The 14,914-nt window shown below is 60.9% G+C and carries 14 protein-coding genes; 7 read left to right on the forward strand and 7 right to left on the reverse strand.

The window, feature by feature from the left end; all coding sequences use genetic code 11:
* Positions 1-268 precede the first annotated feature (268 nt).
* On the reverse strand, positions 269-1,762 hold the full coding sequence (locus FGE05_RS16425) for a CoA-acylating methylmalonate-semialdehyde dehydrogenase (protein ID WP_024779065.1): 1,494 nt from the start codon (positions 1,760-1,762) through the stop codon (positions 269-271).
* Positions 1,763-1,833: 71 nt separating this feature from the next.
* The gene (locus FGE05_RS16430; protein ID WP_139646555.1) at positions 1,834-3,183 is read right to left on the reverse strand and encodes an aspartate aminotransferase family protein; all 1,350 of its coding nucleotides are present in this window, start codon (positions 3,181-3,183) and stop codon (positions 1,834-1,836) included.
* A 123-nt stretch (positions 3,184-3,306) separates the two neighbouring features.
* Here FGE05_RS16430 and FGE05_RS16435 point away from each other — a divergent pair, with 123 nt between their 5' ends.
* The 3 genes from FGE05_RS16435 (at position 3,307) to FGE05_RS16445 (ending at position 5,561) form a co-directional block, all read left to right on the forward strand.
* Complete coding sequence (locus FGE05_RS16435) at positions 3,307-4,227, forward strand: LysR family transcriptional regulator (RefSeq protein ID WP_139646556.1); 921 nt, start codon at positions 3,307-3,309, stop codon at positions 4,225-4,227.
* Positions 4,228-4,321: 94 nt separating this feature from the next.
* Entirely contained in the window at positions 4,322-4,972 is a 651-nt protein-coding gene (locus tag FGE05_RS16440) for a TetR/AcrR family transcriptional regulator (RefSeq protein ID WP_139646558.1), read from the forward strand.
* A 7-nt stretch (positions 4,973-4,979) separates the two neighbouring features.
* Positions 4,980-5,561 (forward strand): YigZ family protein, encoded by a 582-nt coding sequence (locus FGE05_RS16445; protein WP_139646559.1) that lies wholly within the window; start codon positions 4,980-4,982, stop codon positions 5,559-5,561.
* 303 nt (positions 5,562-5,864) lie between these two features.
* Here FGE05_RS16445 and FGE05_RS16450 read toward each other — a convergent pair whose 3' ends face one another.
* Positions 5,865-6,308 carry a hypothetical protein gene (locus tag FGE05_RS16450; RefSeq protein WP_139646562.1) on the reverse strand — a complete coding sequence of 148 codons (444 nt, stop codon included), beginning with the start codon at positions 6,306-6,308 and terminating at the stop codon, positions 5,865-5,867.
* Positions 6,309-6,388: 80 nt separating this feature from the next.
* On the opposite strand from FGE05_RS16450, the gene FGE05_RS16455 reads away from it, so the two are divergent.
* From FGE05_RS16455 to FGE05_RS16470, 3 genes are all read left to right on the forward strand, one after another.
* Entirely contained in the window at positions 6,389-6,739 is a 351-nt protein-coding gene (locus FGE05_RS16455) for a MerR family transcriptional regulator (protein WP_139646564.1), read from the forward strand.
* A 23-nt stretch (positions 6,740-6,762) separates the two neighbouring features.
* Complete coding sequence (locus FGE05_RS16460; RefSeq protein ID WP_139646566.1) at positions 6,763-7,449, forward strand: SDR family oxidoreductase; 687 nt, start codon at positions 6,763-6,765, stop codon at positions 7,447-7,449.
* A gap of 246 nt (positions 7,450-7,695) precedes the next feature.
* Entirely contained in the window at positions 7,696-9,054 is a 1,359-nt protein-coding gene (locus FGE05_RS16470; RefSeq protein WP_139646570.1) for an 8-oxoguanine deaminase, read from the forward strand.
* Positions 9,055-9,135: 81 nt separating this feature from the next.
* Here the strand turns inward: FGE05_RS16470 and FGE05_RS16475 are convergent, their stop codons facing one another.
* Positions 9,136-10,227, reverse strand: coding sequence for a calcium:proton antiporter (locus FGE05_RS16475; RefSeq protein WP_139646572.1), 1,092 nt, complete (start codon positions 10,225-10,227; stop codon positions 9,136-9,138).
* A gap of 211 nt (positions 10,228-10,438) precedes the next feature.
* Between FGE05_RS16475 and FGE05_RS16480 the strand changes: the two genes are divergently transcribed.
* Positions 10,439-11,392 carry an adenosine deaminase gene (locus FGE05_RS16480; RefSeq protein ID WP_139646574.1) on the forward strand — a complete coding sequence of 318 codons (954 nt, stop codon included), beginning with the start codon at positions 10,439-10,441 and terminating at the stop codon, positions 11,390-11,392.
* Between the two features lie 118 nt (positions 11,393-11,510).
* Here the strand turns inward: FGE05_RS16480 and FGE05_RS16485 are convergent, their stop codons facing one another.
* The 3 genes from FGE05_RS16485 to FGE05_RS16495 all read right to left on the reverse strand — a co-directional run bounded on the left by FGE05_RS16485 (position 11,511) and on the right by FGE05_RS16495 (position 14,908).
* Positions 11,511-12,890, reverse strand: coding sequence for an MFS transporter (locus FGE05_RS16485; protein ID WP_139646576.1), 1,380 nt, complete (start codon positions 12,888-12,890; stop codon positions 11,511-11,513).
* A gap of 87 nt (positions 12,891-12,977) precedes the next feature.
* The gene (locus FGE05_RS16490; protein ID WP_139646578.1) at positions 12,978-13,712 is read right to left on the reverse strand and encodes a helix-turn-helix transcriptional regulator; all 735 of its coding nucleotides are present in this window, start codon (positions 13,710-13,712) and stop codon (positions 12,978-12,980) included.
* Between the two features lie 266 nt (positions 13,713-13,978).
* Positions 13,979-14,908: a LysR family transcriptional regulator gene (locus FGE05_RS16495; protein WP_139646581.1), complete on the reverse strand. Its 930-nt coding sequence runs from the start codon at positions 14,906-14,908 to the stop codon at positions 13,979-13,981.
* Between the last annotated feature and the right edge of the window lie 6 nt (positions 14,909-14,914).

A 14,914-nucleotide genomic window follows, 5' to 3' on the forward strand; every position in this document is an offset into this window, starting at 1 on the left:
ACCGAGAAGATCGAACCGTCAACGGGACCAAACAACACGCCCTGCCAACTCCTTCCGGACTTCGATGAACTGAAGCCCTGCGCCACCTTAAATCGTCTAACTCATTGAAACTCAAGGAGTTTTCCGTTTCGACTGCGCCGGAAGTGGGGCGAATTATAGAGACTCAGAATCTGCCGTCAACACCTATTTTCATGTTTCTGTCATATCGGTCAAAAAACCCCATAAACAAAGAGGCCGGCGCTTAAGCGCCGGCCTCTTTGTTTATCCATTACAAACTGGGAAACGCGAACTGCGAAGCTTCATGGCTGGCGCGTTGTGGCCAGCGCTGGGTAATGGCCTTGCGACGGGTATAGAAGCGCACGCCATCCGGGCCGTAGGCGTGCAGGTCGCCAAACAACGAACGCTTCCAACCGCCAAAGCTGTGATAAGCCACAGGTACAGGCAGCGGTACGTTGACGCCCACCATGCCCACTTCAATCTCATCGCAGAACAAGCGCGCCGCTTCGCCATCGCGGGTGAAGATGCAGGTGCCGTTGCCATACTCGTGATCGTTGATCAGTTGCATGGCCTCCTCCAGGCTGTTGACCCGGACAATGCACAGTACTGGGCCAAAGATCTCTTCTTTATAGATGCGCATCTGCGGCGTCACACGATCGAACAGGCAACCCCCCAGGAAGAAACCGTCTTCGTGACCCGCCACGCTCAAGCCACGGCCATCGACTACCAGCGAAGCACCCGCCGAAACACCGTCTTCTATATAGCCGCTGACCTTGTCGCGATGCTGACCGGTCACCAACGGCCCCATGTCCAGACCGCAAGAAGTACCGGCACCGATTTTCAACGCCTGGATCTGCGGCACCAGCTTGGCTACCAGCGCATCCGCTACCTGATCGCCCACACAGACAGCCACCGAAATCGCCATGCAACGTTCGCCGCATGAACCATAGGCCGCCCCCATCAACGCGTTGACTGCGTTGTCCAGATCGGCATCCGGCATCAGCACCGCATGGTTCTTCGCCCCGCCCAATGCCTGGACGCGTTTACCGCGACGGGTCCCCTCGGCGTAGATGTATTCGGCAATCGGTGTCGAGCCGACAAAACTCAGCGCCTTCACTTCCGGCGCCTCGATCAGCGCATCCACGGCAACCTTGTCACCATGCACGACACTCAACACGCCCTCGGGCAATCCGGCTTCCAGCAGCAATTGTGCAATCAGCAGTGTCGAGCTCGGGTCACGCTCGGATGGCTTGAGAATGAAGCAGTTGCCGCAAACGATCGCCAGCGGATACATCCACAGTGGAACCATCGCCGGGAAGTTGAACGGGGTAATACCCGCCACGACGCCCAACGGCTGGAAATCCGACCAGGCATCGATGTTCGGCCCTACGTTGCGGCTGTATTCACCCTTCAGAACTTCCGGAGCCGCACAGGCGAACTCGACGTTCTCGATACCCCGTTTGAGCTCACCGGCGGCATCCTCCAGGGTCTTGCCGTGCTCCTCGCTGATCATTTGCGCAATACGCGACTCGTTCTGCTCCAGCAACTGTTTGAAACGAAACATCACCTGGGCACGCTTGGCCGCCGGTGTCTTGCGCCAGGCCGGGAACGCTGCGGTGGCGGCATCGATGGCCTGTTGCACGGTCGCGCGATCGGCCAGCGACACCTTGTGGATGGCCTGGCCAGTGGATGGATTGAAAACGTCCGCCGTACGCGTGTTGTCGCTTATCAGTTCGCCATTGATCAGATGCGGGATGAGACTCATGGGGACTCCAGAATTTTTATCCACAGGCGCCCGCGACCGGACGCCTGTCGTTGAAGGTGATAGGGAGGCAGTCAGTCGAGCTTGTTCAACACTTCACCGACCGCGTCGAACAGACGATCCAGATCCTGTGGCTTGCTGTTGAACGTTGGTCCGAACTGCAGCGTGTCGCCACCGAAGCGCACATAGAATCCGGCCTTCCACAACGCCATGCCGGCCTCGAACGGACGGACGATCGCATCGCCGTCTCGCGGTGCGATCTGGATCGCGCCGGCCAGGCCAAAGTTGCGGATGTCGATCACGTTCTTCGCGCCTTTGATCCCATGCAGAACCTTCTCGAAATGTGGCGCGACTTCGGCCACGCTCTGCACCAGGTTTTCCTTCTGCAGCAGATCCAGCGCCGCCAGCCCCGCCGCGCACGCCACCGGGTGCGCCGAATAGGTATAGCCGTGAGGAAATTCCACCGCGTACTCAGGCGTCGGCTGGTTCATGAAGGTCTGGTAGATCTCGGTGCTGGCAATGACCGCCCCCATGGGAATCGCACCGTTGGTAACTTGCTTGGCGATGCACATCAAATCAGGTGTCACGCCGAAACTGTCTGCACCGAACATCGAACCCGTGCGGCCGAAACCGGTGATTACTTCGTCGAATACCAGCAGGATATTGTGCTGGTCGCAAATCTGCCGCAGGCGCTTGAGATAGCCCTCAGGCGGAACCAGCACCCCGGCGGACCCGGCCATCGGCTCAACGAAGACGGCCGCGATGTTGGAAGCGTCGTGCAGTTCGATCAGCTTCAGCAACTCGTCGGCCAAGGCAATGCCACCTTCCTTCGGCATGCCACGGGAATAGGCATTGCTCGCCAACAAGGTATGAGGCAGGTGATCGACGTCCGCCATCGCCTGGCCGAACAGTTTTCGGTTGCCACTCACGCCGCCCAGGCTGGTCCCGGCGATGTTCACGCCATGGTAGCCGCGAGCACGGCCGATCATTTTGGTCTTGGTGGCCTGGCCCTTGAGACGCCAGTAGGCGCGCACCATCTTCACCGCCGTATCGGCGCACTCGGAACCGGAGTCGGTGAAGAACACATGATTGAGGTTGCCTGGCGTCAGGCTGGTGATTTTTTCCGCCAGTTGGAACGACAGCGGATGGCCATACTGGAAGCCCGGCGAATAATCGAGGGTGCCCAGCTGTTTGGCGACCGCGTCCTGGATTTCCTTGCGAGTGTGCCCGGCTCCGCAGGTCCACAGCCCCGACAGCGAGTCATACACCTTGCGTCCGTGTTCATCGATCAACCAACTGCCTTCGGCACCGACGATCAGACGCGGGTCGCGCTGGAAGTTGCGGTTGGCGGTGTACGGCATCCAGTGGGCATCGAGCTTGAGCTGACTGGCCAGGGAACTGGCCGCGTGTTCGGGCATGTTCATCGACAAAACCTCGCAAGATATGAACGGTATCGGGGCGAAAAGCCTAGTTGCGGCTAAGTTGCCACGACGATAAAGTCGGTGAAATCCAACTTTTCTAACCTTCAGTCAGTGGACCACTAAACTATGAGTGCTCGCCGCCCCGATCCACTGGCCCAGGTCAGCGACTTCGATATTCGTCTGCTGCGCATCTTTCGTAGCGTAGTGGAATGTGGGGGATTCTCCGCGGCGGAAACGGTGCTGGGCATCGGTCGCTCGGCCATCAGCCAACAGATGAGCGATCTTGAACAGCGCCTGGGCCTGCGTCTGTGTCAGCGTGGACGCGCGGGGTTCTCACTGACGGAAGAAGGTCGTGAGGTCTATCAGTCGGCCCTGCAACTGCTCAGCGCGCTGGAAAGTTTTCGCACCGAGGTCAACGGCCTGCATCAACACTTGCGCGGCGAACTGAACATCGGCCTGACCGACAATCTCGTCACTCTCCCCCACATGCGCATCACCCATGCCCTGGCTCAATTGAAGGAGCGCGGGCCCGACGTGCAAATCCAGATTCGCATGATCGCTCCCAATGAAGTCGAACAAGGTGTTCTCGACGGCCGCCTGCACGTCGGCGTGGTCCCTCAGGCCAGCGCCCTTTCCGGGCTGGAGTACCAGCCGCTCTACAGCGAACGTTCATTGTTGTATTGCGCGGTCGGACATCCCCTGTTTTATGTGGACGACTTGCAGCTCGACGAAACCCGCCTCAACAGCCAGGACGCCATCGCCCCCACCTTTCGCCTGCCGGTCGACATCCAGGCCCATTACCAGGCGCTCAACTGCACCGCCAGTGCATCGGACCGCGAAGGCATGGCATTCCTGATTCTCACCGGTCGCTACATCGGCTACCTGCCGGATCACTACGCCAACCTCTGGGTCCAGCAAGGCCGACTACGAGCCCTGAAACCCACGACGCGATTCTATGACCTGAGCCTGGCTTCGGTAACGCGCAAGGGCCGTCGTCCTCATCTGGTGCTGGAGAGTTTTCTCGAGAGTCTGGCCGCGACCCGCTAATGCATTCGCCTTTTGTGGCAACAGCACTTGTCGGATCGGTGCCGGTGCGCTATCAACGCATTTGCTTGCCCACAGACCCAGCCCGGAAACGTCCATGACCTTTGAAGTCCCAGCACACGGTGGCAAGCCCACTGGCCGCATTCGTCAGAAGAACGAAGAGACCATCCTCAAGGCTGCTGAAGATGAATTCGCTCGTCACGGATTCAAAGGCACCAGCATGAATACCATCGCACTGAACGCCGGGCTGCCCAAGGCGAACCTGCACTATTACTTCACCAACAAGCTCGGGCTATACGTGGCGGTGCTGAGCAACATCATCGAGTTGTGGGACAGCACCTTCAACACCCTCACCGCCGAGGATGACCCGGCCGAGGCGTTGACTCGCTATATCCGCGCCAAGATGGAGTTTTCCCGTCGCCAACCCCAGGCGTCGCGGATCTTCGCCATGGAAGTGATCAGTGGCGGCGAGTGCCTGACCGAGTACTTCAACCAGGACTACCGCGCCTGGTTCAACGGCCGCGCGGCGGTGTTCCAGGCCTGGATCGACGCTGGCAAGATGGACCCGATCGACCCCGTGCACCTGATCTTCCTGCTCTGGGGCAGCACCCAGCATTACGCCGACTTCGCCACCCAGATCTGCCGCGTGACCGGTCGCAGCAAATTGAGCAAGCAAGACATGATCGATGCTGGCGACAACCTGATCCGCATTATTCTCAAAGGCTGCGGCCTGACACCCACCCTCTAAGACGCTCATGCCTTTTACTCTCGTTGGCTTTTGCGAATACCGCGAAGAAATTCGTAAAAGCCGCTTCATCACCTTCGCCGCCCCCATCACCAGCCCCGCCGATGCCCAGGCCTTTATCGAACAGCACAGCGACCTGAACGCCACGCACAACTGCTGGGCCTGGAAGCTGGGCGATCAATACCGCAGCAACGACGATGGCGAACCGGGGGGCACCGCCGGACGCCCGATCCTGGCGGCCATTGAAGCCCAAGCCTGTGACCAGGTCGTAGTGCTGGTGATCCGCTGGTATGGCGGTATCCAGCTAGGGACCGGCGGACTGGCCCGGGCCTATGGCGGTGGTGCGAACAAGTGCCTGCAAAGTGCCGAGAAGCTGGAACTGATCAGTCGCGTGCCCCTGCATTGCACTTGCGGGTTCGCGGAACTGCCCCTGGTGAAACTGCGGGTTGCCGAGTGCGGTGGCCTGGTCAATACGGAAGGGTTTACCGCCAACGGCGTGGAATTGCAGTTGGCGGTGGGTGAAGGTCAGATCGATACGCTGCAAAAGCAACTGGCCGATTTGAGTCGCGGCCGGATCCTGCTGGAGCGTTAACCTTTATTTGCCCACACCTGCTGTGCACCCGGCTGTGGATAACCTGAGCACATCCGCCTGTAACCCTTCTGTCATGCGGCTTTGCGGGGGTTGCTCATTTTTCGTCCAAAGCCTCGCCTGTCGGCTAAATAAGCCAGCAAAACAAACGCTTGCAGCGAGTTATCACCTTTGGAAGAAAGTCGCCCCGCGCTTATGCCCGAGTTTGCGGCTTGCGCACAATAACTGTGGAGCAAGCTGTGGATAACCCGTTCATGGCTCACGCGACCCCAAGGAGAGCATGGCTCCCAGGCGCTTGTTCATTTTTTAACCATTCGTTAACGACTGCTCACGCTTCCAGCTTGAACCCGTGTTCTCGCCACGCACGGGTAGCAGTTGGACAACACCCCACACCAGCTCGAGGAACAGAAATATCCACACCAGCGCACTGGCGCCGTGCAGCAGCGCGTAAAACATCCAGGACGCAAACAGGAACCGCCCTGCCGCGTCATACCGCCCATACAGGGGGCGCGGATCCCGAATCCGCAGCACCGCCCATATGCAAACGATCGAGCCCAGCAGATTGGCCATCAACAGATGCATAGGCGCAAACGTTGGCAGCTCGCCAGGCAGGTCGAGCATTTGGGTCACACCCAGCAACCAGCCGTGCAGGGCGGCGAAACTCCATGGTGTGGCAAACGCTGCGGTTACGATCAGGTCGTACCAGGCGCTACCGAGCACCACGCGACGATATTGCGGTGAAGTCCACATAGGCATTGCTCCATCTAATCAAGGAGCAAAAAGACTAAAGCCTGGGGTATGCTCCAAGGTCAAGCTTTCTGGAGATTGCCATGCGGATCGGTGAACTAGCCCAGGCCTGTGCCGTCAGCCGCGACACGCTGCGCTTCTATGAGCAGCTCGGGCTGATTGCGGCGGGACGCAGCGCCAATGGGTATCGCGACTACCCCGAAGACATGGTGCAACTGGTGCTCTATATCAAGACAGCCCAACGCCTGGGCTTTACCCTCGGCGAGATCGGCAGCAGTGTCGCCTCCGTGCAGCAGGCACCCGACCCGGACCACGCCGTGGCTCAGCTGCTGCTGAACAAACTGAACCTGATCGAAACCCGCATGACCGAGCTCGACGCGTTGCGTCATGAGCTGAAACAACGGCTCGGGCGACGCTGTCCATTAAATCCGTGACCCTTCTTTCAAGGATACCTTCCATGAATTCGGCAAAAAACGCATTGATCATCGGCGCCTCCCGGGGCTTGGGCCTTGGCCTGGTGAAGACATTGCTGAGCGATGGCTGGAACGTGATCGCCACCGTGCGCAACTTGCAGAACGCAGAGGCATTGAAGGCGCTGGGCCCGGTACGGATCGAGAAACTCGACATGGGCGACCAGCAAGCCGTCATTGCCTTGAGCCAACAACTCAAGGGCGAAACCTTCGACCTGTTATTCGTCAACGCCGGTGTCAAAGGCCCCGATAACCAGGCTCCCGACGGCGCGACCCTGGCCGAGGTCGGCCAGTTGTTCTTCACCAACGCGGTGGCGCCGATCAACCTGGCTCAGCGATTCGTCGGGCAGATCCGCGACGGCAGCGGCGTCCTGGCGTTCATGAGTTCGGTGCTGGGCAGCGTGACCATGCCCGACGCGCCGGAACTGGCGCTGTACAAGGCAAGCAAGGCGGCCCTCAATTCCATGACCAACAGCTTCGTCACCCAACTGGGCGACCAGACATTGACCGTCCTGTCGCTGCATCCGGGCTGGGTGAAGACCGACATGGGGGGTGAAGGAGCGGACATCGATGTCGAAACCAGTACCCGCGGCTTGATCGACCAGGTCAATGCCTTTGCCGGCCGGGGTGGCCATCACTTCGTCAACTACAAGGGTGAGACGATTCCCTGGTAATTCCACGCACAACCTGTGGGAGCGAGCCTGCTCGCGAAAGCGGAGTGTCATTCAACCGCCCTGTCGACTGATACATCGCCTTCGCGAGCAGGCTCGCTCCCACATTTGAACTCAATTGGAGCACTGGATATGTGCGCCGCAACCTGAGTAAACTCTGCACCTCGCCCCCCACGGCGACCCTGGATCAGCAGACAGGGCATCACTGAGCTGGCTAACCTGAACCCACTTTCAGAGGAGCCGGCCACCATGCCTGCGACCCGTACCTGGTTAAAAAACCCCCTCGCCATTTTTACTGCCAACGGTCTCGACGCCCGTGGCGGTCTGGTGCTGCAGGATGGCGTCATTGCCGAGCTGCTGAGCATCGGCCAGCGCCCCGCCCAACCTTGTGACCACGTCTTCGACGCCCGTGAGCATGTAATTCTTCCCGGGCTGATCAATACCCATCACCACTTCTATCAGACCCTGACCCGAGCCTGGGCACCAGTGGTGAACCAACCGCTGTTCCCGTGGCTGAAAACCCTCTATCCGGTGTGGGCGCGGCTGACGCCGGAGAAACTCGCCCTGGCGACCAAAGTGGCCTTGGCCGAACTGCTCCTGTCGGGCTGCACCACGGCGGCCGATCACCATTACCTGTTTCCCGAAGGCCTGGAAGATGCCATCGATGTGCAGGTACAAAGTGTGCGCGAACTGGGCATGCGAGCGATGCTGACCCGCGGCTCCATGAGCCTGGGCGAAGCCGACGGCGGCCTACCGCCACAGCAGACCGTGCAGCAAGGCCAGGTGATTCTCGACGATAGCCAGCGGTTGATCGACCGCTACCATGAACGCGGCGACGGTGCGCAGATCCAGATAGCCCTGGCGCCCTGCTCGCCGTTTTCGGTCACCCCCGAAATCATGCAGGCCAGCGCCGCGCTGGCAAATCAACTGGACGTCCGCCTGCACACCCACCTGGCCGAAACCCTCGACGAAGAAGATTTCTGCCTGCAACGCTTCGGCTTGCGCACCGTGGACTACCTGGACAGCGTCGGCTGGCTCGGTCCGCGTACCTGGCTGGCCCACGGCATTCACTTCAACCCCGAGGAGATCGCCCGCCTCGGCGCTGCCGGCACCGGTATCTGTCATTGCCCAAGCTCCAACATGCGCCTGGCCTCGGGCATTTGCCCCACCCTCGAACTGACTGCCGCCGGTGCCCCGCTGGGCCTCGGCGTGGACGGCTCGGCCTCCAACGATGCCTCGAACATGATCCTCGAAACCCGCCAGGCGCTGTACATCCAACGCCTGCACTATGGCGCGCAAGCGATCACACCGGAACGGGTACTGGGCTGGGCAACTCAGGGCTCGGCAACATTGCTTGGGCGCAGCGATATCGGCGAGTTGGCAGTCGGCAAACAGGCCGATCTGGCGCTGTTCAAGCTCGATGAGCTGCGCTTCTCCGGCAGCCACGATCCGGTTTCAGCACTGTTGTTGTGTGGCGCGGATCGAGCGGATCGGGTGATGGTCGCTGGGCAGTGGCGGGTGATCGATGGTCAGATCGAAGGCTTGGATTTGAAGGGGCTGATTGCCAATCACAGCCAGGCGGCGCGGGAATTGATCGCGGGCGTCTGATCGGATGCTATCGCGGGCAAGCCTTGCTCCCACGGGTATCAGGACACATCTGTGGAAGCAAGGCTTGCCCGCGATGCGCTTCTAAAGGCCGAGCAGCGACAACATGATAAACGTCGCAAACAGCACGAAGTGGGTCATGCCTTCAATGGCATTGGTCTCGCCGTCATTGAGATTGATCGCGCTGACGATCAGGGTGATGAAGATCATCACCGTCTGCACCGGCGTCATGGCCATCTGGAAAGGCTGGCCGGTGTAAAGCGCCATGGCTTCCATCACCGGCACCGTCAGGATCACCGTCGACAGCGACGCCCCCAGCGCGATGTTCACCACCGACTGCATGCGATTGGCGAGGGCGGCGCGCAGGGCGGTGAGAATTTCCGGTGCCGCGGAGATGGCCGCCACCAGGATGGCCGTGACCACCGGCGGCGCTCCCGAGCCCTCCAGCCCCAGGTCGATGGCCTTGGACATGACTTCAGCCAGCGCGCCGATCACTACCACGCCAAACACCAGCGCACCGATGGAAAACGCCAGGCTGATGGGCTTCGGCTCGGTCTCCACCGACTCTTTACGGCGACGTTTTTCCGGATAGCTGTAGCTGAAGAAGTAACTGTGGGGACCCACCTGCATACGCAGGAACAGCGTATACAGCACGAGCATCGCGCCAATGGTGAACGCCGAATATTGCTTCCAGTGTTCCTGGGGAATGAACTCCGGCACCACCATCGATACGCCCATGGCGGTGAGGATCATCACGCTGTAGCTGCGCGCCGAATCATCGTTGTAGACCTGCTCGCCATGTTTGAGCCCGCCCATCAGCGCGGCAAGCCCGAGAATGCCATTGATGTCGAGCATCACCGCCGAATAGATCGTATCGCGCACCAGGGTCGGCGATGCTTCGTTGCTCATCATGATCGCCAGGATCACCACCTCGACCAACACTGCCGACAGGGTCAGGATCATCGTGCCGTAAGGATCGCCGACTTTTTCCGCCAGCAACTCGGCGTGATGAGCCACGCGCATCGAGGCCGCGACGATGAAGCCAATCAGCAGCAAGCCACCGACCAACGCCACGACCTGCCCACTGCCCAACAGCCAGTGCTCCAGCGGGTAGGCGACTACGGCGGCGAGCAGGGCCAGCACCAGCAGCTTTTCTTGCTTGATCAATGTGAACATCACAGGCCTATAACCGTGCACGGGGGTATGACCTACTAGACTGTAGAGGGCCGTGAACGTTTCGTCTGCTGTGACGTCCCCTTATGGATCGGCCCAGGGCTCTTCGCGGGCCGGTTCTGCTTCCACAGTGGATCGGCCGGTCAGGTTTTTCCAGACATTGCGGTCAGCCCCTGTAGAATGCCCACCATCGATTCACTGATGAGAAAAGCACATGTACGACTGGCTGAACGCCCTGCCCAAGGCAGAACTGCACCTGCACCTGGAAGGTTCGCTGGAGCCCGAGCTGCTGTTCGCCCTGGCCGAGCGCAACAAAATCGCCCTGCCGTGGAACGACGTCGACACCTTGCGCAAGGCCTACGCCTTCAACAATCTGCAGGAATTCCTCGACCTGTATTACCAGGGCGCCGACGTGTTGCGCACCTCCCAGGATTTCTACGACCTGACCTGGGCCTACCTGTTGCGTTGCAAGGCGCAGAACGTGATCCACACCGAACCGTTCTTCGACCCTCAGACTCACACCGACCGCGGCATTGCATTCGAAGTGGTCCTCAACGGCATCGCCGCCGCCCTCAAGGACGGAGAACAGCAACTGGGCATCACCAGCGGCCTGATCCTGAGCTTCCTGCGCCACCTGAGCGAAGAACAGGCCGAGAAAACCCTCGACCAGGCGCTGCCGTTCCGCGATGCCTTTGTCGCCGTCGGCCTGGACAGTTCGGAAATGGGCCATCCGCCCAGCAAGTTCCAGCGGGTGTTCGACCGGGCCCGCAACGAAGGTTTCCTGACCGTCGCCCACGCCGGCGAAGAAGGTCCACCCGAATACATCTGGGAAGCCCTGGACCTGCTGAAGATCCAGCGCATCGATCACGGTGTCCGGGCCATCGAAGACGAGCGACTGATGCAGCGGATCATCGACGAGCAGATCCCGTTGACGGTATGCCCGTTGTCCAACATCAAGCTGTGCGTGTTCGACGACATGTCGCAGCACAACATCCTCGACATGCTCGAACGCGGTGTGAAGGTGACGGTGAACTCCGACGACCCGGCGTACTTCGGCGGCTACGTCACCGAAAACTTCCACGCCCTGCACACCCACCTGGGCATGACCCAGGACCAGGCCAAACGCTTGGCCCAGAACAGCCTGGATGCGCGGTTGGTGAAGCCTTAGCTTTCATCAACTATCCCTGTGGGAGCGAGCCTGCTCGCGATTTCGGTATGTCAGTGAGACAAGTGTCCACCGACCCACCGCTATCGCGAGCAGGCTCGCTCCCACAAGGGGATGGTGTTTAACCGCCCACGCCTTCGCTCAACTCCTCCAGCGTCTTGCCCCGCGTCTCCATCCCAAACAACCAGACCACGCCAGCCGCCACCGCGAAGCACAGTGCGCCCAGGCCAAACACGCCGCCTTGCCCGGTGATGGGAAATACCAGCCCGGTCACCAGAGGCCCCAGCAACGAACCGATGCGACCAATCGCCGAGGCGAAACCCGAACCCGTTGCCCGTGCCGAGGTGGGATACAGCTCCGGTGTGTAGGTGTAGAGCACCGCCCACATGCCGAAGAGGAAAAACTGCATCAGCAATCCGCTACCGATCAGCAGCCCGACGTTGCCGCCGAACACCGCGCTCTGCCCATATAGAAAGGCCATCGCGCCGCCACCCAACAGGGTGATGACACACACCGGCTTACGGCCCCAGCGCTCCACCAGCCAGGCAGCCATCAGGAAACCGGGAATCCCGCCCAGGGAAATCAGCACGGTGTAATAGACCGACTGGGTCACGGCAAACCCCGACTGCTGCAACAACGCGCTGAGCCAGGACGTCAGCCCGTAGAAGCCGAGCAAGGCAAAGAACCAGACGCTCCAGATCATCATCGTGCGTTGGCGATACAACGGCGACCAGATCTGTCCCAGCGCCGAAAAGAACGTGCCCGGCGTAGTCGCCAGCCTCGGCAGGCGAACCGGCTCCGGCAGGTGCTGGCTTCCCAGCGAGGCCCGGACCTTGTCTTCGATCCGGCGCAGCACGGCATCCGCCTCGTCATTCCTCCCGGCCTGCTCCAGCCAACGCGGTGACTCGGGGATAAAGAAACGAATCGCCAGGACAAACACCGCCGGCACCGCCAGGACCAGGAAGATGTCGCGCCAGCCAACCACCGGCAGCAGGAAATACGAGAGCACGCCCGCCGCGACGAAGCCCAGCGGCCAGAACCCGTCCATCAAGGCGATGTAACGGCCCCGACGCTTGGCCGGGATCAGTTCCGAAAGCATCGACTGGGCAATCGGAAACTCCATGCCCATGCCGATACCCAGCAGGATGCGAAACAGCGTCAGTGTCTCGACGTCCTGGGCCGTCGAACACAGATAACTGGCGATCCCCCACAGCACGATGCTCCATTGGAACACCGGTTTACGTCCGAACCGATCCGCCAGCATGCCCGACAGCGAAGCGCCCACCACCATGCCGAAAAAGCTGGAGCTGGCCAGCAAACCTGCCTGGGCCGTGCTCAGGCCAAACTCGGTTTTGATCGAGCCGAGCAGGAACGTCATCATCGCCAGGTCCATGGAGTCGAAGAAGAACGCCAGGGCGATAATGATGAAGATGACCCGGTGATAGCCGCTGATGGGCAGCCGCTCCAGGCGTTCGGCCGCGCTGTACCCGTGATTGTCCATGTTGCATCCCCCCAGTCCGATAGTTTCTCGGGCGAGTGTGCGCGAACCTTGCGGGTGGCTATTGCTGAATGCGACCTGTCGACAGGCCTAGAGCGCCATTTCCAATGAATCCTGCCGGGCGAATCGATGGATTTCCTGCTGGCCGAGCACGGTTACCTGCAAGGCCCGCGAGTCGTTGGGCAGGTTCAGCCAGCCAGACTGCATGAACAGTTGCAGCAAGGCAGCCCCCAGCGCGCCCCCCAGGTGCGGGCGGCGCTCGCTCCAATCCGGGCACGCGCAGGCGATGCGGGCATTGCGATGGGCCAGGGCCTGGATAAACAACCCTCGCCCGGCCAACTGGCTTGCGCCTTTGTGGGTGACGATCACCCGCTGCTCGCATTGTTCGATCCACCCGGCGTCCAACAGGCGCTGGTACAGATCGGCCGCCAGGGTGCCGCCCAGGTGATCGTCGCAGAGCCGGGCTCGCAACAACGAGGCGGGGGCCGACGGCGCCTTGTTCGATATGACGCCGCGCTTGAAGACATCCGGAATCTGCCGTGGTGCACTGGCCAGGGTCGCGCTGGCCAGCGCTTCGACAGCCGCGCCGATCTCCGGCGCGGCAAGACGGAAAAACCGCTTGCGCCCCCTGGCTTCCACTTTCAACAGGCCACCGGCGGACAGGCGTCCCAGATGGGCGCTGGCCGAGGATGGCGACAACCCGGCCAGCAAGGCCAGTTCTTCAGCCTGCCGGGCCGTGCCGTCCATCAAGGCCCACATCATTGAGCTGCGCTTGGGGTCGGCCAGCAGCGTGGCGATCTGGCTGATGCAAGGTGCATGTTCCATGTATTCACTCCCTGTTGAATCATTCGTCTACTGCTCTTGGGCATAGTCACCCGTCATGAGGCGCCGCCCAAAAGCGGCTCGACCACCGGAACGGGCGGCATCGATGCATCGACGGGACAGTGGGCTTCAAGCCGGTCTTGCAGCCGTACGCGATGCCGCGCCGATTCAGGCGGCCGCTAGTATAAGCGTGCAGATCAAGCTTTCCTGTCCTCCGGAAACCTTTGGAGGCGATTGTTCGTGAGGGAAAATTCTCTATTTACCCGCGACTATTGGCCGACTGCCGTCGAGAGCGGAAATTGCGCCGTCAATTCACCACAACGGGCCTGGAGCATCTCCCGCAACAGCTTGACGGGCTTGCTCAACTGCGCCCGATGAGCGCACAACAGATTGAGCGGCGCTCGCTCGCAGTGCAGGTGCGGCAAAAGGATCTTCAAACGTCCGGCCAGCACATCGGTCGACACGTCCATCCACGACTTGTAGGCAATTCCAGCACCGGCCACTGCCCAGCGCCGCACCACATCGGCATCGTCACTGAAGCGGTCACCGCTGACGGTGAGGCTCACTTCCCGCTTGCCGTCATGAAAGCACCAGCGGTCATGAACCCGGGTGCCGAGCATGTACAACAGGCAATTGTGTTGAGTCAGTTGCTCAAGCTGATGGGGTTCTCCATGACGGGCCAGATAATCCGGCGAGGCACACAGCACCCGACGGTTGTCCGCCGCGACAGGCAAGGCCACCAGGCTCGAATCCTCCGGATCGCCGTAACGCAGCGCGATATCCACCGGCTGCTTGAACAAGTCGGCAATGCGGTCGCCCAACAACAGCCGCACCGTAAGCCGGGGGTGCTCGCGCTGGAAGTCATCCAGCCAGGGCAGCAGCAGGTTGCGTCCCAGGTCCGACGGCGCGGACAACTGCAAGACACCGCTGACCTGGTCCTGCCCGCGGGTCAACAGCCGTCGCCCCTCATCCAGACTGCCCAACGCCGCCCGGGCATATTCGAGAAAGCCTTCCCCCTCGGCGGTCAGGCGCAGACTGCGGGTGGAGCGCGCCAGCAGGCGGGCACCGAGGTGCTGCTCGATCCGTTTCAACGCGGCACTGGCCACCGCCGCCGACAGATCCATGACCCTGGCAGCGGCAGAAAGACTGCCCAGATCTGCCGCCCGGACAAACAGCTGCAGGTCATCGAATCGAAGCATGGCGAC

This window comes from Pseudomonas sp. ICMP22404, assembly GCF_006227205.1.
Classification (GTDB): Bacteria; Pseudomonadota; Gammaproteobacteria; order Pseudomonadales; family Pseudomonadaceae; genus Aquipseudomonas.

What these genes read in the sequence shown, in the direction of transcription:
- FGE05_RS16425 (WP_024779065.1), bottom strand. Translation starts at nt 1,762, where the DNA reads ATGAGTCTCATCCCGCATCTGATCAATGGCGAACTGATAAGCGACAAC.
- FGE05_RS16430 (WP_139646555.1), bottom strand. Translation starts at nt 3,183, where the DNA reads ATGAACATGCCCGAACACGCGGCCAGTTCCCTGGCCAGTCAGCTCAAG.
- FGE05_RS16435 (WP_139646556.1), top strand. Translation starts at nt 3,307, where the DNA reads ATGAGTGCTCGCCGCCCCGATCCACTGGCCCAGGTCAGCGACTTCGAT.
- FGE05_RS16440 (WP_139646558.1), top strand. Translation starts at nt 4,322, where the DNA reads ATGACCTTTGAAGTCCCAGCACACGGTGGCAAGCCCACTGGCCGCATT.
- FGE05_RS16445 (WP_139646559.1), top strand. Translation starts at nt 4,980, where the DNA reads ATGCCTTTTACTCTCGTTGGCTTTTGCGAATACCGCGAAGAAATTCGT.
- FGE05_RS16450 (WP_139646562.1), bottom strand. Translation starts at nt 6,308, where the DNA reads ATGTGGACTTCACCGCAATATCGTCGCGTGGTGCTCGGTAGCGCCTGG.
- FGE05_RS16455 (WP_139646564.1), top strand. Translation starts at nt 6,389, where the DNA reads ATGCGGATCGGTGAACTAGCCCAGGCCTGTGCCGTCAGCCGCGACACG.
- FGE05_RS16460 (WP_139646566.1), top strand. Translation starts at nt 6,763, where the DNA reads ATGAATTCGGCAAAAAACGCATTGATCATCGGCGCCTCCCGGGGCTTG.
- FGE05_RS16470 (WP_139646570.1), top strand. Translation starts at nt 7,696, where the DNA reads ATGCCTGCGACCCGTACCTGGTTAAAAAACCCCCTCGCCATTTTTACT.
- FGE05_RS16475 (WP_139646572.1), bottom strand. Translation starts at nt 10,227, where the DNA reads ATGTTCACATTGATCAAGCAAGAAAAGCTGCTGGTGCTGGCCCTGCTC.
- FGE05_RS16480 (WP_139646574.1), top strand. Translation starts at nt 10,439, where the DNA reads ATGTACGACTGGCTGAACGCCCTGCCCAAGGCAGAACTGCACCTGCAC.
- FGE05_RS16485 (WP_139646576.1), bottom strand. Translation starts at nt 12,890, where the DNA reads ATGGACAATCACGGGTACAGCGCGGCCGAACGCCTGGAGCGGCTGCCC.
- FGE05_RS16490 (WP_139646578.1), bottom strand. Translation starts at nt 13,712, where the DNA reads ATGGAACATGCACCTTGCATCAGCCAGATCGCCACGCTGCTGGCCGAC.
- FGE05_RS16495 (WP_139646581.1), bottom strand. Translation starts at nt 14,908, where the DNA reads ATGCTTCGATTCGATGACCTGCAGCTGTTTGTCCGGGCGGCAGATCTG.